The organism is Rhizobium sp. L51/94 (assembly GCF_019355555.1).
Classification (GTDB): domain Bacteria; phylum Pseudomonadota; class Alphaproteobacteria; order Rhizobiales; family Rhizobiaceae; genus Rhizobium; species Rhizobium rhododendri.
Genome location: NZ_CP072145.1, coordinates 175,577 through 194,662 on the forward strand (window position 1 = coordinate 175,577; position 19,086 = coordinate 194,662).

At 52.9% G+C, this 19,086-nt stretch carries 14 protein-coding genes and 4 pseudogenes; 17 read left to right on the forward strand and 1 reads right to left on the reverse strand.

The features are described 5' to 3' along the window. Positions 1–99: 99 nt before the first annotated feature. The 7 genes and pseudogenes from J5274_RS28185 to J5274_RS28215 all read left to right on the forward strand — a co-directional run. Positions 100–1,047 (forward strand): carbohydrate ABC transporter permease, encoded by a 948-nt coding sequence (locus tag J5274_RS28185; protein WP_219276137.1) that lies wholly within the window; start codon positions 100–102, stop codon positions 1,045–1,047. After that, positions 1,044–1,985 carry a carbohydrate ABC transporter permease gene (locus J5274_RS28190; protein ID WP_219276138.1) on the forward strand — a complete coding sequence of 314 codons (942 nt, stop codon included), beginning with the start codon at positions 1,044–1,046 and terminating at the stop codon, positions 1,983–1,985. The genes J5274_RS28185 and J5274_RS28190 overlap by 4 nt, the downstream gene beginning before the upstream one ends. Further along, positions 1,982–2,170: a hypothetical protein gene (locus tag J5274_RS28195; RefSeq protein WP_142832490.1), complete on the forward strand. Its 189-nt coding sequence runs from the start codon at positions 1,982–1,984 to the stop codon at positions 2,168–2,170. Before J5274_RS28190 ends, J5274_RS28195 begins: the two co-directional genes overlap by 4 nt. Positions 2,171–2,174: 4 nt before the next feature. After that, complete coding sequence (locus tag J5274_RS28200) at positions 2,175–3,272, forward strand: ABC transporter ATP-binding protein (RefSeq protein WP_142832491.1); 1,098 nt, start codon at positions 2,175–2,177, stop codon at positions 3,270–3,272. Then, entirely contained in the window at positions 3,265–4,260 is a 996-nt protein-coding gene (locus J5274_RS28205) for an ABC transporter ATP-binding protein (RefSeq protein ID WP_142832492.1), read from the forward strand. Before J5274_RS28200 ends, J5274_RS28205 begins: the two co-directional genes overlap by 8 nt. An 11-nt stretch (positions 4,261–4,271) precedes the next feature. Further along, positions 4,272–5,951 carry a dihydroxyacetone kinase subunit DhaK gene (locus J5274_RS28210; protein WP_219276140.1) on the forward strand — a complete coding sequence of 560 codons (1,680 nt, stop codon included), beginning with the start codon at positions 4,272–4,274 and terminating at the stop codon, positions 5,949–5,951. 114 nt (positions 5,952–6,065) lie between these two features. Beyond that, positions 6,066–6,665, forward strand: a pseudogene (locus J5274_RS28215) (IS66 family transposase); the annotation flags it as partial. Positions 6,666–7,149: 484 nt separating this feature from the next. On the opposite strand, the gene J5274_RS28220 reads toward J5274_RS28215, so the two are convergent. Continuing rightward, positions 7,150–7,656, reverse strand: coding sequence for an HAD hydrolase family protein (locus J5274_RS28220; protein ID WP_219276142.1), 507 nt, complete (start codon positions 7,654–7,656; stop codon positions 7,150–7,152). Between the two features lie 901 nt (positions 7,657–8,557). On the opposite strand from J5274_RS28220, the gene J5274_RS28225 reads away from it, so the two are divergent. The 10 genes and pseudogenes from J5274_RS28225 (at position 8,558) to J5274_RS28270 (ending at position 19,003) form a co-directional block, all read left to right on the forward strand. Further along, positions 8,558–8,956 (forward strand): hypothetical protein, encoded by a 399-nt coding sequence (locus tag J5274_RS28225; RefSeq protein ID WP_219276144.1) that lies wholly within the window; start codon positions 8,558–8,560, stop codon positions 8,954–8,956. A gap of 1,139 nt (positions 8,957–10,095) precedes the next feature. After that, a complete protein-coding gene (locus J5274_RS28230) occupies positions 10,096–11,781 on the forward strand; it encodes an NAD(P)/FAD-dependent oxidoreductase (protein ID WP_142832575.1) in 1,686 nt (561 codons plus the stop codon). A 40-nt stretch (positions 11,782–11,821) separates the two neighbouring features. Next, positions 11,822–13,162: an amidase family protein gene (locus J5274_RS28235; RefSeq protein ID WP_142832576.1), complete on the forward strand. Its 1,341-nt coding sequence runs from the start codon at positions 11,822–11,824 to the stop codon at positions 13,160–13,162. A 99-nt stretch (positions 13,163–13,261) separates the two neighbouring features. Continuing rightward, a pseudogene (locus J5274_RS28240) lies at positions 13,262–13,523 on the forward strand (helix-turn-helix domain-containing protein); the annotation flags it as partial. 156 nt (positions 13,524–13,679) lie between these two features. Then, positions 13,680–14,630 (forward strand): IS630 family transposase, encoded by a 951-nt coding sequence (locus J5274_RS28245; protein ID WP_219276146.1) that lies wholly within the window; start codon positions 13,680–13,682, stop codon positions 14,628–14,630. A gap of 16 nt (positions 14,631–14,646) precedes the next feature. Beyond that, positions 14,647–14,796: pseudogene (locus tag J5274_RS28250) on the forward strand (transposase); the annotation flags it as partial. 533 nt (positions 14,797–15,329) lie between these two features. Then, on the forward strand, positions 15,330–16,376 hold the full coding sequence (gene ltrA / locus J5274_RS28255) for a group II intron reverse transcriptase/maturase (RefSeq protein WP_219276148.1): 1,047 nt from the start codon (positions 15,330–15,332) through the stop codon (positions 16,374–16,376). Between the two features lie 77 nt (positions 16,377–16,453). Next, positions 16,454–16,635 (forward strand): annotated as a pseudogene (locus tag J5274_RS28260) (transposase); the annotation flags it as partial. A gap of 521 nt (positions 16,636–17,156) precedes the next feature. Beyond that, complete coding sequence (virD1, locus tag J5274_RS28265; protein WP_142832438.1) at positions 17,157–17,603, forward strand: T-DNA border endonuclease subunit VirD1; 447 nt, start codon at positions 17,157–17,159, stop codon at positions 17,601–17,603. Positions 17,604–17,788: 185 nt separating this feature from the next. Then, positions 17,789–19,003: a relaxase/mobilization nuclease domain-containing protein gene (locus J5274_RS28270; protein ID WP_219276150.1), complete on the forward strand. Its 1,215-nt coding sequence runs from the start codon at positions 17,789–17,791 to the stop codon at positions 19,001–19,003. The last annotated feature ends 83 nt before the right edge of the window (positions 19,004–19,086 follow it).

The following is a 19,086-nucleotide window of genomic DNA, read 5'->3' on the forward strand; positions in this document are numbered from 1 at the left end:
TATACACGCTTCCTCCCAGCGGTAAGCGTCACTGCAGGGCCGGCCACGCGGAGCGTGCCGGTCCTGCCCACCACTCATATCTATGCCAAGGAGACGGACATGCTCCATTCACCGATCGACCGGGTCGCCAGCGCGACTCCGCCCGCAATCGCGGCACGCGTCAAAGGTCTTTCTGATCGCGCCATAGCCTGGATTTTTGTAGCGCCCTCGATCGTCTTGCTACTCGCCATCAACATCTTTCCATTGATTTGGACGATCAGGCTTAGTTTCACGAATATCAGGGTCAACCGGCCCAACGCACCTGTCGAGTTCGTCGGCTTGCGCAATTACATCAGCATTCTGACGGACAACGATATCTGGCAGAGCATGCAGGCGACCGCGCATTTCCTGATCTGGACCATCGTCCTGCAGGTGCTGATCGGCTTTTCGCTTGCCTATCTGATCAACAAGAAATTCCGCGGCAATGACCTCTGGACGACGATCATCGTGCTTCCGATGATGCTGAGTCCCGCGGTTGTCGGCAACTTCTGGACTTTCCTTTATCAGCCGCAAATAGGCTTGTTTAATTACGTGGTTGGCTTCCTCACAGGGAACGAACCCTCCAGCTTCTCGATGATTGCAAGTACGTCTTTGGCGCCCTGGGCGATCGTCATCGTCGATACCTGGATGTGGACGCCCTTCGTGATGCTGATCTGCCTTGCCGGCCTGCGTTCCATACCGGGCAGCATCTATGAGGCGGCCGAATGCGACCGTGCGAGCAAGTGGCGCCAGTTCTGGACGATCACCATTCCAATGGTGCTGCCGTTCCTGATGCTGGCGGTTCTCTTCCGCGGCATCGAAAATTTCAAGATGTTCGATCTGGTGGTCCAGTTGACGGGCGGCGGTCCCGGTTCGATCACCGAACTGACCTCGATCAACCTGAAGCGCGCTGCTTTCGAGCAGTGGCGAACTGGCTATGCATCCGCCTATGCCGTCATTTTATTCGTTACCGTATTCGGCCTGGCGTCGATCTACGTCAAAGCTCTGAACAAGGTGAAACAGAGATGAGCAGCTATTCCGTAACCGAGCCTTCGGGGCGTCAGAAGTGGTTCGCCGGTATTCTGGTTATCCTCTACGCCGCAATCACACTCCTTCCGCTTTTGTGGATCATCGGCACGGGGTTCAAATCGCCTGCAGACGCGATCGCCTATCCCCCCAAAATGATCTTCGAACCGACGGTCGAAGGATATGTCAACCTCTTCACCACGCGTACCCGTGTGCCTGAGGAGCAACTCAAGGCGCTCGGAGAGCCGACGACCTGGTACGACAAACTGGTTCGTAAAGAAGGTGTGGTCATTACGGGTGCGTCCCGTTTTGCCGAGCGGTTCACGAACTCCGTCATCATCGCGTTTAGTTCGACCGTACTTTGTATCGCTCTCGGCACGGCCGCTGCCTATGCCTTCTCGCGGTTCAAGGTACCGTTTAAGGACGACCTGCTGTTCTTCATTCTTTCGACACGCATGATGCCGCCGATCGCCGTCGCCATCCCAATTTTCCTGATGTTCCGCTCCATGGGCCTCAGCGACACGCATGCTGGCATGATCCTTCTCTATACAGCGGTCAACCTGTCCCTGTCCGTGTGGCTGCTCAAGGGCTTCATCGACGAGATCCCGATCGAATACGAAGAAGCTGCCCTCATCGATGGCTACACGCGCTTCCAGGCCTTTTACAAAGTCGTGCTGCCGCAGGCCGTTACCGGCATCGCCTCAACCGCAATCTTCTGCCTGATCTTCGCATGGAACGAATATGCCTTTGCCGTTCTCCTGACCTCAGGCAATGCGCAGACAGCACCGCCGTTCATCCCGACCATCATCGGCGTCAGCGGCCAGGATTGGCCGGCAGTGGCCGCCGGAGCAACGATCTTCCTGGTTCCGGTCATGGTCTTCACCATCCTGCTTCGCAAACATCTTTTGCGCGGCATCACCTTCGGAGCGGTTCGCAAATGACGATCTTTCTCAATCGCCTGTTTCGTCTTCGGCGCGACGCATGGGAAATGCTGGCATCCATCCTGATTGCGCTTGGCGTCGTCATGTTGATGCAGCCACTGTCCCTATCGCTCTACTCCTACTCATTCATCGTGACGCTTGTGGGCACAGTGATGTTCATCATCGTCAGCCATTTCCCGGAGTGAACCCATGGCACAGATCAGAATTCAGAATGTGCGCAAGGATTTTGGGGCATTCAACGCGGTAAAGTCTTCCACCTTCACCGTGGAGGACGGAGAGTTCTTCATGCTTCTCGGCCCTTCCGGATGCGGCAAGACGACCACTTTGCGAATGATGGCCGGCCTTGAGCTTCCAACCAGCGGCGAAATCTACATCGGCGGCGAAGAGGTCGGCATGAAAAGGGCAGGCGAGCGGGATATCGCCTTCGTCTTCCAGATGTTCGCTCTTTATCCCCATATGAACGTCCGCAGGAATATTTCCTATCCCCTGGTCAGCCAGGGCATGCGCGAGGCGGAGGTCACCAAGCGTGTCGCCGAGGTGGCGAAGATTCTGCAAATCGAGAGCATCCTCGACAAACCCGTCGGCCGCCTATCCGGCGGCGATCGCCAGCGCGTCGCACTCGGCCGTGCCATCGTGCGCAACCCGAAAGCATTCTTTATGGACGAGCCGCTCGGCGCACTCGACGCTGAATTTCGTGAGCACATGGCGGAAGAGCTGCGCGCTCTGCATGATCGCATGGGCGCCACCACTGTTTACGTGACACATGATCAGCTGGAAGCCATGCAGATGGGCGACAAGATCGTTGTGATGAACCACGGGGTCGTCGAGCAATTCGGCAAACCTCAACAGATCTATGACTGGCCGGCGACGAAGTTCGTCGCCAAGTTCATCGGCTCGCCACCCATGAATTTCTTGGAATTTGAAGGCGTAATGGCAGCCGGTGGTAATCAGGTTAGCCTCTGCGGGTACGACGTGAAGGTTCCAGCCTCCCGAGACGAACGCCAAGGGAAGCTCGCGCTTGGTGTGAGACCCGAACATGTCAGGTTCAGGGATGATTCATCGTTTCGGGGCCGTGTGGTCGCCACCGAATATCTCGGTACGACCCAGATCGTCACAATCGATACCGCACACGGAGCAATCAAGGCTCGAACCCGCTCGAACCAGTCCGCCCGTGTCGATGAACTGATTGGTCTCGATTTCGATACCAAAACCTTGACCATCTTCGACTCGGCAAGCGGAAACGCCCTTATCTCCGAGGCCAATGAAGGAGTGCTGCGTCGTGGCTGAAGTCATCCTCAAAAGCATAAACAAGTCATTCGCCGGCCATCGCGCCCTCGACGGCGTTTCGATGGTCGTCCCGGATGGATCGTTTGTCGTTCTTCTCGGCCCGACAGGTGCCGGCAAGACAACGACATTGCGAATGGTTTCCGGGCTGGACACGCCCGACAGCGGTGATGTTATCATTGGCGGACGCTCAATGCGCGGTCTCACGCCCGCGCAGCGCAATGTCGCAATGGTCTTCCAGCAGTATTCCCTCTATCCGCATCTCTCGGTGCGCCAGAACCTGGAATTCCCATTGAAGTCGCCGCTGCTGAAGACACCGCAAAATGTCATAAACGAGAAAGTGAAGGCGATTGCAGAAATCCTGCAGATCTCACACAAGCTCGATAACAAGGCGACAGCCCTTTCGGGTGGCGAAATGCAACGTGTGTCCATCGGACGCGCGTTGGTCAGAAACCCGCAAATCTACCTGATGGATGAGCCTTTAAGTTCGCTCGACGCCAAGCTCCGATCCGATCTTCGCATCGAGCTCAAGAGCATCCAGGCCAAATCGGGTGCGACTTTGCTCTATGTCACCCACGATCAGGTCGAAGCGATGACGATGGCAACCCATGTCGGCGTCCTCCAGAACGGCAAGCTTGTCCAGTTCGGCTCTCCACGCGAGATCTACGAACAACCCGTCAGCCTGTATGCGGCGACCCGCCTCGGGCAGCCACGCATTAATGTCGTCCCTGCGGAACTCTTTCCCGGTGCGCCGGCAAAGGCCAAATCCATTGGCTTGCGGCCGGAACATATCGGTCAGTGTGATGGTCAGGATGCGACAGTAACCCGCGTCGAACATCTGGGCGATCAGACCCGCCTCCATCTCATGTTCAAGACGCACAACCTTATCACCGTCACCGACGCCCATACCGAACTCAAGGGCGGCGAAACCATCAAGATCAAGCCAAACAAGCCGCTCTACTTCGATGTGGACGGCATGCGCTTAGTTTAAGGGAGACAATAATGTCACAGTTCCTCAACAGCAGGGAAAATGCGGTCACGGAAGCGCTGGAGGGAGTGCTCGCGGCATCTGGCGGTGCACTCGTCCGTCTGGACGGATATCCGCACATCCGTGTCATCGTCCGATCCGATTGGGACAAGAGCAAGGTGGCGCTCGTCTCCGGCGGTGGATCAGGCCATGAGCCCGCACATGCCGGCTTCGTTGGCAGGGGAATGCTGACCGCCGCCGTTTGCGGTGATGTTTTTGCATCGCCCAGCGTTGACGCGATCCTTGCCGGTATCCTGGCTGTCACAGGACCAGCGGGCTGCTTGCTCATCGTAAAGAACTATACCGGTGACCGCCTTAACTTCGGGCTTGCAGCCGAACGCGCGCGCGCATACGGCTTGAACGTCAGCATGGTCATCGTCGACGACGACATCGCGCTGCCGGAACTCCCTCAGGCTCGGGGTGTGGCAGGAACACTTCTCGTCCACAAGATCGCGGGTGCCGTGGCGGAAAGCGGTGCGGATCTAGACGCGGTTATCAAGGCCGCACGCCGTGTAATCCAGAACACGAGCTCGATCGGCATATCGCTCGACACCTGCACAGTCCCTGGCTCTCCCAAGGAGAATCGGATCCCCGAAGGGCAAGCCGAGCTCGGTCTTGGGATTCACGGCGAAGCCGGCGTCGAGCAGATCGAATATTCAGGTGCAAAGGGCGCTGTGGCCGCAATGGTCGATCGCCTCGCTGCGTCGATGTCAGATAAACCTCACGTGGCCCTCGTCAACAACCTTGGCGGCACCTCGATCCTGGAGATGTCGGTAGTGATTTATGAGCTGATCCAATCCAAGATCGGCAGCAAGATTACTCACATCATTGGTCCGGCGCAGTTGATGACGTCACTCGACATGCAGGGATTTTCGATCTCGGTATTTCCTGCCGAAACGGCAGAACTGGCGCTTCTGCAGGCACCGGTGGACCTTCCAGCATGGCCGGGGCTTGCGGCCGTCAAACCCGTCTCTATCCTCGCTCTGCCCGACGGTTTGACGCCAATCGCACCTATTCCGTCCCAGCACAAAGCCACCCGTGAGTTCCTCCATGATTGCTGCTCGCTTCTCATCGAGGCGGAAAAGGATCTGAATGCCCTGGACGCCAAGTCTGGTGACGGCGACACCGGCTCAACATTGTCCAGCGCTGCGCGCGCCCTGATCGGTGCGCTCGATCGCCTCCCGCTATCCGATCATACGCAACTCTTCCGGGCCATGGGCCAGGAACTCAGCCAGACCATGGGCGGATCATCGGGTGTGCTCCTCGCGATTTTCTTTGCTGCCGCTGGTGATGGTGCATCAAGTGGGCTGACGATCCGCGATGCATTAAAGGCCGGCCTCTATAGAATGCAGGAGATTGGTGGCGCGCGGCTTGGCGACCGGACAATGGTCGATGCTCTCTTGCCCGCACTCGACGCACTCGAACAAGGTTTCGCCCCCGCAGCTAAAGCAGCACGTGCAGGAGCTGACCTAACGGCAACACTTATCCACGCAAAGGCGGGACGTGCTGCATATGTCAATGCAAAGCAATTGGAAGGTCATGTCGATCCCGGAGCAGAGGCCGTTGCCCGACTGTTCGAGTACCTGGCGGTGCGGCCCGACTTCACCGGTCAATCAGCTGGCGAAAAGACCGTCGCTATGAGCGTGACAGGGTGATAATCGTCGCAGACGCAGACGCAGACGCAGACGCAGACGCAGACGCAGACGCACACGCACATGGAATTTGGCACCTGTTTGGATCAGAAAAAATCGATCCTATCGTAAGCGTCCGGCGGACGGATTTTGGAGGCGGCCTGCATGGCGCACGTGCGTCGCAAGTTCCACGACGTCATCAAGCTCAAACCTTCACCGATCGCCGACGAGGCGCTGTCGCGCATCGGCGCGCTCTACGATATCGAGCATCGCATTCGTGGCATGCCTCCTGACGAGCGACGCGCATTGCGCCAGGAACATGCCAACCCCATTCTGAATGACCTGAAGCTTTGGATCGAGGCTACGCTCTCGACGATACCGCAGAAACAGAAGCTGGCTGAAGCGATGCGATACGCGCTGTCACGGTGGGCTGCATTGCGCGTCTACATCGATGATGGTCGCGTTGAGATCGACAACAATATAGCTGAGCGCGCCATGCGTCCGCTTGGAATTGGCAGGAAAAATTGGTTATTCGCCGGCTCGGATAAGGGCGGCGAGCGCATCGCCAATATCCTCACGATTATCGAAACGGTCAAGCTCCATGGCCACAATCCCGAGATCTATCTGACCGACGTCCTCACCCGGATCGAGGATCACCCCAAGGATCGCCTTGAGGAATTGCTGCCATGGAACTGGACGCCGGTAGAAACCCAGCAAGGCGCCATCCACCAAGCCTAAACTACCCGCCGCCTTCACTCAAAAATGCGTTCGCCGAACGCTTACATCCTATCATCGGGCTCCAGCGATTGCTTCTACTGGCAGCGATTGCTTCCCCCAGTAGAAGCAATCGCTTCTACTGGCTGGCAGGATATATTGATATGTAAAATATGTTTGCCACCATTGCTGATCCGCATTTGCCGAGCCCGCCATTGAATTTTGATGTCGGTATACAAGATTATTTTCTTATGGATGGAAATATTTAAGTAATATAATTTTGTTTTGAATTTTAAAACATGAAATTTCTATGTGGTTATCGATTAATTTATTGATTATATTTAAGAATGGAATAATTGACCAAACGAAATAAGCCATATATTAAACAATAAAATCGAGCTTTATTTATAAAAGGACTGGTATATGAAAGGGAAATACATCACATCGGAATACAGGAAAAACAACAAGACATAGCTCGAAACCACACAACAGGAGCAGATATGCGACATCATTTTCCGACCATTTCTGCAACTATTTCCAGAACCTCCAGGATGTCTTCATATCCATCAGCGACTGGAAATTGTCGGAAGCTTTTCTCTACCATGATACCGCTACCTGCCTGAACAAGCATCGGACCATCAGTGTTGGCACTATCGCCACAAGCGATCCAGGTCCTGCCTTGGACCCTCTCCATCACAGTTTTCAGCGCCTGGGCCTTGCTGAGATCCCTGAGAGTGAGATCAAGGAAGGCAGCAGTTGCGTCCACAATGAATTTTTGGCCGCTCTCCGACACCTGATTGTCCATCAGTTCACGAACCTGCTGATTTTCGGCTTCATCAACACCTTCTTTCCAGCCGACGGCATAACCAGCAGTCTTTTTGTTGAGGATAAAAGGATAACTCAAGCTGCTGATAAGGCTTTCCATCTGTTCGGTGAAATTGTGGACTTCAGCAGGGCTAGATGCCCGATGAATGACCCGGTCGTTGATCTTTATCATCATGCCCTTCTCGGTCACGAGATTGGGATGGTCTCCTACCCCAATCCTTTGAACGTAATCTTCAGCCTGCGCGGTAATAAGAAAAGTCTGATCGGGGATCCTTGCGAGAACTCTAAGGGCTCTCTGGCCAACATTTGCACCGGGTGGAGTTATGGTTCCATCGATATCAAGAGCAAAAGCCAGCTGTCAAAAACACCAAGTCAGTACGTATCTATAAGCATAATTTAATTCGAAATGATAAAATAAAACACCTTCTTGGCCTTCTGCGTAATCTCAGGCAAGTCCATGCCCAAGCAGCTTGTGAGAAGAGACGCCATATCAAAGAGTGTTTAAGATTGTATATGGGGCCGGATAATGGGAGTTGATGAGAAATAAGACGTGAATAACTCATTTTATAGACAGCTGGGTGCTCTTTTCTACGTGATTACATATGCGCTTACGTCATTTTATGACTTGGACATACGGTCCCAGCGAGAAATTTAGGTATAGCAATTTTTGAAAATTTCTGTTCTCGATAGCGTTTGATTGAAACATTAATTCATGTGGTACAGCTAAGTCGCAGGATGTTTTTGGAGTCATTTGACTTGGTTGTTTGAATTGGAGGGTTTTTAAATCGCCTACATCCATACCATATAGCTTTGCAGATAAGATTTGCCAGCAAGTCTTATCGCGTGACGTAAAGGCTTACGATACAGACGTTCTAACATCGCTATAAATTCAGTTTACCGGTACAACCTTCTTATCATAAAAACCAAACTATCATGGCTTCCGCAAGTTCATCGCCGGACACGGTTGATATTGTAGCAATGATCGGTCCTGAAACTACTACATTCATTTTTGACAACATCGAGAACGTATTCAACCGATATTTAAATCTTTATTTTTTCCTTCTCAATATTTAATTTTTGATGGCCTGTTTATGCAGATCAAGTTCGCCGTGAACTGGGAGCGTTTGAAGGAAAAGTTGAAGGAGAATAAGGAAGCACGCAAAGCAGCGAAGCGGATCAAGTCATCCCACATCGCTGATTTTTCCGGTGAAGGTCAAGATCTTGCGGACCATTTCAATGAGCAAAAAACTGCTTGGCCGATAGCCCGGTGGATTGCCCTCGGGCTTGAATCCAATCATGACGGTGCTTTGCTTCAGGCCGTAGAAAGAGGCATAATGATTTCAAAGACTCACCCCGGCTATCCTGTCATTGGAGATCTTGATAAGCTTGCGAGATTTTTCATTTGGTTCGCCTATGTCAAGACGTCGTTCGCCGATCGTGATTTCCTCGGTCTTGTGATTGATCGTATCACAGCCAAAATTAAAAACTAAATGTCTACAATTCAAATCGAAGCCTAGAATAAAATGCATTTTTCCAAGTCTGGGCTGGTTTTATATCATTTTTATTTGATGATTTTCAGTATGTTTGGGGATGTTGTATAAATTGCAAATTAATTTTGAGACAAGAATATTTATTTTATTGTACACGGTATCCGCATTTGAATGCATGTTTAAGCGTTTAGTAGACTATGGCGTCCGCTCTGTCGTTTGGCACGCTACGGTTCTGAAAATAGCTGTCGACGAGGTGCTCCCGCGGATCTTGCAGGCGGCGTTAATCCGAATTGTTACAATTGAAGTTCTGAAGTACCGCCTACTCATTTAAGGTTGGTTAGACTACATATCCTGCACTGCCGTATCGGCTTAAACAGATGAGAAGGTCGACGTTTTTTAAATTAGGAGATACCAAACTCAATTTGCTATTTCCCCAAAATGCCTGACTTGACAGGATATATACCGATGTCAGATCCGTGCATCCGTGCATCCGTGCATCCGTGCATCCGTGCATCCGTGCATCCGTGCATCCGTGCATCCGTGCATCCGTGCATCCGTGCATCCCCAGAGGTATGGATTCTGATTGCCCGCATTCGCCTGATAACCCAGACACTTGCAAGGTATCGAGATCATAGACGACTTTTCGAGTCCGACTTTGACATCGGTTCGCCTGCCTGCCTTGCCGATCGCTTCGACCGACAGGCAGGCGAACCGATGTCAAATGAAACAAAATTGTAAAAGGAAATCTCTTGAATTAAGGATAAAAATAAATAAGCTTATATTAATGATGCATAAATATCAATAGGTTTATTCGTATTGCAATCCAGTACGCCCTCTGAGATGGTGTCTGAGAGACAAATTGCTATATTTAATTCCACATATACTTTATTGTCTAGTTCGAATACGTCGACGTTTACGATTGCGACTGATCAATACATGCGCTGTGGCAACTTCGGTTAGCGAGATCCGCTATCGCTAAGTAGGCAAGGGGGCAAGCTTCTTCCTGGAAACACGTCGCTGATTGTGACGCCGTATGAGCAGCCACCTTTAAGCTGTAACCGCGGCGTACCGATTTAAGGGGCAGGCATTCCGAGGCGAAACTGGCTTTCGAGAAAACATTGTCATCATCGGAGAGCAATATGCTGAACAGTACCATCCCAGTAGCTTCATTACCGAGTATCGATCTTCTCTATGATTATGGATCGTTTTTGCGATTGAGGGATTGTGAAGGTCGTATTGGGAGCGTTGCCCAAAACAGCCGCCGTCCCCGAGTCGGCATTGTGGGCGCTGGCATCAGTGGCTTGGTGGCGGCGACTGAACTTTTGCGGGCCGGGGTAACAGATCTCGTGCTGTTTGAGGCGCGAGATCGCATGGGTGGAAGGGCTTGGTCACAAATCTTCGACCCGCTCGAACCGAATCTCATTGCCGAGATGGGTGCTATGCGCTTTCCTTCCAGCGCGACCTGTCTGTTTTATTATCTGGACAAATTCAGGATAGATACCGCAGCTTCATTTCCCGATCCGGGCATCGTGGATACTGAGATACATTACCGAGGTGAGCGTTACCTATGGCAGGCTGGCGGGCCTCCGCCGCCTTTGTTCAGGCGCGTTGATCAAGGATGGCAAGCTTTGATAAACGACGGTTACGTGCACGAAGGTATTCAACTGCTCGCGCCGGCTAAAATCACAAAGTTGCTTCGGTCGCGCCGCTTTGACGAGGCTCGTGAGGCTTGGCAGGCTTGGCTGGATTCGTTTCGCGACGCCTCCTTTTATTCAGCCTTGGTCGCCATCTTTACCGGACCGCGGCCGCCAGGGCGCGTTCCCTGGAAAAGGCCAGAAGACTTTGAGCTTTTCGGATCTCTGGGGATTGGATCTGGAGGCTTTTTACCTGTGTACCAAGCCGCCTTTACCGAGATACTGCGTCTGGTGATCAACGGGTACGAGGACGACCAGCGCATGATTATTGGAGGGATTTCCCTTTTAGTGAAACGGTTTGCTGAACAGGAATTTCACGGTCTGAGTTTGCGGCAGCGTGTGCGCAACGGTCATGTCAGCGGTATCTCCAAACAGGGTGGCCAGATACTTGTGACATGCTCAGGAGGGCAGGTCGAGCCCTTTGACCGCGTCATCGTCACCACAAGCAATCGGACCATGGAACTGGCCCATCGTCTTACGACGGATGAAACATTTCTTAACAATGAGGTTTTGCGAGCGGTCAGACGGACCCACCTTACCGGATCTTCCAAGCTGTTTATGCTTACGGAAAACAAGTTCTGGTTAAAAGAGGGCTTGCCGACAACTATCCTGTCTGACGGCCTTGCTAGGGGGGTCTACTGCTTAGACTATCAGCCAGATAAACCTGATGGTAAGGGCGTGGTCCTGTTAAGCTACACATGGGAAGATGATGCAAACAAAATGCTTTCCATCCTGGACAAAAAAGAAAGGTGCCAGCGTCTAGTCGATGATCTGGCCACAGTTTGCGGTGATTTCGCCCGCCATTTAGTTCCGGCGAAAGGTGACTATGAACGTCACGTCCTGCAGCACGATTGGCTAATGGATCCCTATGCAGTAGGTGCTTTTAAGCTCAATTATCCTGGGGAAGACATCTTTTCACAGCGGCTATTTTTCCAATTTGCTACCGCAAAAAGACCGGAAGAAGACACGGGCCTTTATCTAGCAGGATGTGGATGCTCCTTTACCGGTGGCTGGGTTGAGGGCGCAGTACAAACGGGCTTGAATGCCGCGTGTGCTGTCATACGCAGCTGTGGCGGCCAACTCTTACAGGGGAACCCTATTGATGAGATGGATTCCGCTTATCGATATTGAGAACCGGTAGATTTATCTTCCTTTAAATAAGGCTACTTAAATGTTTGCAACGTCTAATATCGAGAAGATTTGCCATCAAATACACGCCAGGGAAACTTCGGTGTTGGAAATCAGAGAATCGACATTAGCAGCGATGCTGCGACACAGTCAGCTCAATTGTTTCATCCAAGAACGTGGCATTGAGCAATCTTTTACCAAGCCGGATGCGGCCTGTGTGGACGCTCCACTTTTTGGGATACCGGTCTCTTTCAAAGATAACATCTGTGTTGAAGGGCAACCGGTCACCGTCGGGACGTCAGCAATGGCGGCCTGCATCGCTCCGCGTGATGCTGAGATTGTCAGGCAGCTGAAAGCCTTGGGAGCGGTGGTCTCCGGCAAGAACAACATGCACGAGCTGAGTTTTGGTATCACGTCGGTAAATGCCCAATGGGGAACCGTAGGAAACCCGGCAGCGCCTGGCTATTGCGCTGGAGGTAGCAGTGGTGGGGGTGCCGCCGCTGTGGCTGCAGGAATTGTGTTGTTGGCAGTTGGTACCGATACTGGTGGTTCGGTAAGGATACCTGCATCTTTTTGCGGCATCACCGGTTTCAGGCCCACAAGCGGGAGATGGTCATCGTCCGGCATCATTCCGGTATCGAGAACCAAAGATTCGCCCGGTTTGCTGACTCGAAGTGCGGCAGATGCCCTTTTTGTCTATAGCCATCTCTCATCGGACGAACCGATGACGGCTCCTGATAAGTCGCCTTTGCGAATAGGCCTGCCGTCTTCACTATGGACCGGGCTCGACGCCGACGTCAAGTCGGTTTGCCGTGCAGCAATTGATAGCTTAAAGTCTGTCGAACATCAATGCCTGGAGGTAGACGATACCTCGATACTTGAACTGAGCCGGACGATCACCTTTACGGTCCCGCTCTACGAATTCTTCTTGGACTTCCCAAGGACATTAGTCTCGCTAGGTTGGGAAGAAAAAATTTCTGAGGTTTTCGAGGATATTCGCGACGAGAACGTTCGCGGTATAATTCATGCGCACTTGGGTGGTGGGCTAATTACGCCCGCGAATTATGCTGAGGCAATTTCCAATGTCGGACGATTGCGGCGGAAAATTAATGCGCTTTTTGACTTGGACGATATTGATCTGCTAGCTTATCCGACGGTCCCCCAAGCGGTACCGCTTGTTTCTGAGGCCGCGCACCCAGACATCTTTGCTGAGTGCATCAGAAACACCGACCTCGCCAGTAACGCGGCGCTTCCGTCGATTACTATCCCGGTTGCTCCTAAAGGCGCTCTCCCAGTAGGGTTAAGCTTTGATGCTGCATGTGGGAAAGATCGATACCTCTTGGAAGCTGCCACGGGTCTCGAGAAAGTGATAAGCTATAAGTAAGGCTTGAAGAATTAGAGCACATGCTGTGATCAATGAATCGATTGTGATGTGACGTCGCCGGCCTAAGCTGATTCAACATCCGCAACGGAGAGGTGGATGATGGGACAGGCCTTGAGCGATGATCTGCGAATACGAGTATTGAAAGCGTCGGCGTCGGGCATGTCGGCCCGACAGGCTGCGGCTCGTTTCGGCGTTGATTTCGACCGCGATCCGCTGGATCGCGAGAGCGCGACAGGGCGAGTTAAGGCCTCGGCCACAAGGCTGGCGACGACCATCGGCCGTTGATGCCCACGAGGAATTCGTTATCGCGTTGATCGATGACCGTAAGGATGTGACGCTCGATGAGATGGTTGGGCGCTTGTTCGCGGCGATGATCCTGTTGAGAAGTTCGCCCAGCACCAGCCGCTCAATCGCCAGAGCGAACGCTATGCCCGCTAAAGCCTGTCGCCGTTTTTACGATTCAATCTTCTCAAATCAGCTTATCGGTGATTCTCTTTCGCTTTGAAGGGAGGCCGTCATGGGTAAGTCACATCCGATTGCGTTGCGTGAGCGTGTGATAGGGTTTGTTGAGGAAGGCCATGGCCATCGCGAGGCGGCCCGGCATTTTCGGGTCTCGCCACGTTTCGTGAACGATCTGGTGATCCTCAAACGCGAGACAAATTCGCTTGTCCCGCGCCGGCAGGGGCATGTTGGCGGCGGCAAGCTTTCAGCGCATCACGCGTGGGTTGAAGAGCGGATGATGCAGAATGGCGAACTGACACTGGACGAGCTTTGCGTGGAACTCTGCGGACGTGGCGTCATCGTCCATCGCTCCAGTGTCGGACGGCTTCTTCACAGGCTGGGGCTGAGCCATAAAAAAAGCCTGATGGCAAGCGAGCAGCAGCGCCTGGAGATCGCGCGGGCGCGTGAACTGTGGACCGGGCGGCGAAAGCCTTTCTTCAACAAAGCATTGGCACGACTGGTTTTTATTGACGAGACGTCGACGAACACAAAGCTGACAAAGCGGACGGGCTGGTCTCCCCGAGGCCAGCGATATCGAACGCACGCCCCCTTCGGGTCGTGGAAATCCCAAACGTTCATCGCTGGGCTACGATCCTATGGAATGGTTGCCCCCTGGATTGTCGATAGGCCGATGAATAGCCGCAGCTTCGAGGCTTGGATAGAGACCCAACTCGCGCCGACCCTGTCGCATGGAGACGTCGTCATCCTAGACAATGTCGCCTTCCACAAGAGCGAGCGGGCCGAAAAGCTGGTCCGCGCAAAGGGAGCCTGGCTGCTGTTCCTGCCACCCTATAGTCCCGACCTCAATCCCATCGAGATGGCCTTCTCAAAACTCAAGACGCTGCTGCGAAAGCGGGCGGCCCGCAGCTTCGATGCCATCTCCAACGCGCTTGGCGAAATCTGTGACCTCTTCTCCGTCACAGAATGTAAAAACTACTTCAAGGCAGCAGGATATGAGTGCGATTAAATGCGACACGCTTTAGGGCGTCGACCTTGGCTTATCGACATTGGCCGACCAAGTCGGAGCATGTGCCGCGGCGCTGAAGCCCATCCATTCGTTGATCGAAGCACATGCTCTGGCTGCTGAGCGACTTCATGGCGACGACAGTGTGCTGCAGAGCACTCGGAAAGGATGGTCTATATGGCCTGACAATCTTTGTGCTTGAAGCTGCGATAATGATGAGGGTTGGCCCCTCGGGTTCGGCTTTCAGGAGCTGGGCTCAAACCACTCCAAGCGGCTGCGTTTAAGAGACGTGGTCGTGAGCGTTAAAGGTAAGTCTAGGGCAAACCCTGGACCGGTACGCATCCGAGAGACGAATGAAAATGAACCTTCCGATGAAGCGTCGTAACGTGGAACCTGTCGTCAAAACCAGAGGTGTGTCGTCTCTTTGGGATCAGCTTGTCAGATGCCTGGTGACCGGGCAAGCGGCGACCGGCGTTGAGGGGGCGTGAAGCGGATGCAGGCATTGTCGCGGAACTGCAGGAACCAGTCGCTCCGATGCAAAGGGAGAAGCACAAGCGGAGAAAACCGTGAGGCGAGAGTACCGATGCGGAGCACTGGGACGGACCGATCTGTAGTAGCGATGAAGGCTCGTAATGGAGCTGGAGCGAAGAGGTCGGATCAGGTGGGCGTATCATCAACACAACTGGCAACAGGAGGACGTTGATGGATACGCAAGGCAAACCGTTCAATATCGGTAAGCAGAAGGTGTACGAAGCTTATCTGCAGGTGCGATCCAACGGAGGCGCAGCTGGTGTGGATGGAGTAACGATTGAGCAGTTCGAGGCCGATCTGAAGGGGAATCTCTATAAGATCTGGAACAGGATGAGCTCAGGCACTTACTTTCCTCCGCCAGTTCGCGCCGTTTCCATTCCTAAGAAGAGTGGAGGCCAGCGGATCCTCGGGGTGCCAACAGTGGCAGATCGCGTGGCCCAAAGTGTGGTCAAGCAGATGATTGAGCCGGATCTAGATGCAATCTTTCTGGCAGATTCCTATGGCTATCGGCCCGAAAAGTCGGCGCTGGATGCCATCGGCGTTACGCGCAAGCGGTGCTGGAAATATGATTGGGTCCTGGAATTCGATATCAAAGGACTGTTTGACAATATCGACCACGACCTTCTGCTACGGGCTGTACGCAAACACATAACGTGTGCCTGGGCGCTGCTCTACATCGAAAGATGGCTGACAGCACCAATGCGGAAGGAGGATGGGGCAACCGTCGAGCGAAACTGCGGCACGCCACAAGGCGGTGTCGTTAGCCCGATACTTGCCAACCTCTTCCTGCATTATGCATTCGACGTGTGGATGGGCAGACAGTTCCCTGACCTGCCATGGTGTCGTTACGCGGATGATGGACTGATGCATTGCCGGAGCGAGAGTGAAGCGCGGATCGTCAGAGAAGCGCTTGCAGCTCGTCTTTTGGAATGTCGCTTGGAAATGCATCCCGCGAAAACGAAAATCGTCTACTGCAAAGATGATCGACGGAGGGGTCGGCACGAGACCGTCAAGTTCGACTTTCTCGGGTATTGCTTTCGTCCGCGATCCGTCCGGGGTCCAGTTACGCAGAAAACGTTCTGCGGATTTACCCCGGCCGTCAGCATATCATCGCTGAATTCGATGCGGGAGAGGATACTCTTTGTTGCAAAGATTGCGCGTGAAAACCGGAAGCTGTTCGTACACTGGCGACTTGGTAATGGCATGGAGCTCGCTTGATGGGAGCCGGGTGGTGAGAGCCTCACGCCCGGTTCTGAGAGAGGCTGGAGGTGAAATTCCTCCGGCCTACTCGCCCGACAGTGCCGGTTCTGGCAAAGGGAAAGACCGATACCGGTCGCATATGGACCTATGTCCGGGACGACCGACATTCGGCGGGCTCTCACCGCCGGCTGCGCTGTATTACGCATCGCGGGACCGGCGACAGGAGCATTCGGAGCGCCACCTGAAGACCTTCACCGGCATTCTGCAGGCTCAAGCTGCCTGACCTGTGGCCTTCACCGGAGGCTTACTCAACTTTGCTCTGGACGTGCGGATATCCATCTTGGCTACGGCCTGACCGTAAGACCAGATACGTTGAAGCAGCTGCGCAGGAAATCAAAAAGCAACTTGCAAGCAAGGCGGGCCATACGTTTCACTGAGGGCGGAGGGAGTGGATGCCTCCTCCCGACGGCATCGCAATGTGCCAAAGTGGTATTCGCGAAGGAAAATAATAGGAGAATTTTTGATGGAGCCGCAAATTTCCATCAATTGCTAGTTTTCGTTGTATTCGAATTTAGTGAATTTGCATTAGATTTCATAAAATTAGCTAATAATATAATAGTGCAATGATTATATATTTCAAATATATTATAAATTAATTGCAAATGTAACTTTATATAATAAGAAATAACAGAATTATTATTGATTTACATTCGTGTCAGGCAGAGAATTCTGTTCTCTTGACTGGAAATGTCCACTCCGGAACAAATCTAGATCATTCCGCTTTCTATGGAGCAAGCGATGCCGCAAAGCGCAAAATCCCGCTCAGGTGATATTATCGACCGGTGCAAAGAGCAGAAAACCGAGGGTTTCAAGATCGTCAGCACTCGATTGCGATCGGCCGAATATGAGAGTTTTTCTCGCCAAGCCCGCCGGTTGGGGCTGTCTGACAGCATGGCCATAAGAGTTGCAGTACGCCGGATTGCCGGGTTTCTCGAGATTGATGCAGAGACCCGGCAGATAATGGAATCCATACTCCAATCAATAGGAGCGCTCTCAAACAATGTTGCGGTGCTATTATGCGCTTACGCTGAAAATCCGACAACGGATTTGAGTGCTCTTCAAGCGGAACGCAACGCTTTTGGTAAATCTTTTGCTGATCTGGACAGCTTGCTCCGGTCCATTTTGTCGGTATCACGGCGAAGGATCGACGGTTGCTCCATGCTGGCGGATGCCTCGCAACACTAAAGCCTGTCGCCTATAGGTATGCGTTTCATTGAAGACAATAAAACGCAACATTCTTTAGAGTTTGTAAGGGGATAGCGAAGCCTGGTTTTCCGATAAGACCAACTCAACCCAAAGAACCGTTATGCTGTGTGGTTTAATCTGAACCTGACAGACTCATGCGTAGCTCTTAAAACGGAATTTGTCAGATGCCCGCTCGGTCTCAAGTCATAATCCGCATTGTTCCTGGAGGTGGGACCAAGACACTCCAACAGATCATCAATCAGTTGGAGTACTTATCTCGTAAGGGCAAGCTGGAGCTACAGCGCTCTGCACGGCACCTCGATGTTTTCGTACCTCCAGCTGAAATTCGCGATCTCGCCCGTAGTTGGGTTCAAGAGACCGGGAGTTATGACGAAAGTCAGTCCGACTCGGAAAGGCAGCAGGAATTAACCACCCACATTATTGTAAGCTTCCCTGCCAGTACAAGCCATGTCGCAGCTTATGCGGCCAGCCGGGAGTGGGTAGCCGAGATGTTTGGATCAGGCGCAGGGGGAGGCAGATACAACTATCTTACCGCCTTCCATACCGATCGCGATCACCCACATCTGCATGCCGTCATCAATCGTCGCGAACTTTTGGGACATGGCTGGCTGAAAATATCCCGGCGGCATCCTCAACTGAATTACGACGCCTTGCGCATTAAAATGGCCGAGATTTCGCTTCGTCATGGAATCGTCTTGGAGGCGACCAGACGTGTTGAGCGCAACATCACCGAACGGCCCATGACTTTTGCTCAGTATCGCCGCCTTGAGCGGCAGCAAGCTAATCAAATTCGTCTAGAGAACCCTGATGTCGAACATGTCTCGCCCGGAGTAGACGATCCAGAACAGGATCAATCTTTCAATCCTTCGTACGGGGGGACGCCTCGAAACGTGGCAGAAGATTCGCGACAAAACGAGAGTCTTCGACCGATGTCTGAAGCGAGCTCCCGGGCACCAATCGGATCGAATACCTCCGGCCGGTATCTTGAAGATGCTGCTAGCATTCAACGTTTGGCAATCGAACCAATCTTGCACACAGCAGGCGAAGATGACATTCGGCAACGGCTTCATCGAAAACGGCCCCGTGGTGGCGAGCAAGACCAGAGAGCCTCAAAACCGACCAAAGTAAAAGCAATTCGGGCGGGTACGACAATCACCGACGTGTCAGTTGCCCAGGACGATCTGATTACATCGTCGATACAGCCCACTGAAGAAAATCCGTTGCATGACGCTGGACCATCCGACGTCGCTACAGATGAATTGTCTCTGGGGGCAGATCGTCGTCGGCAACACGTGCCAAATTCCAAGCGTCCCTATTATGAGGACGCGGAGCCAAGTATTCGAAAGCGTTCAAGGGACGGGCGCAGTCGTGAGGATTAGAGTCTCACCAAAATTGGAAGCCGTTGTCCGCAAAGAAAATCAAATCAGCAGAATAGAAAGAATATCTGATCCAATCAGAACCT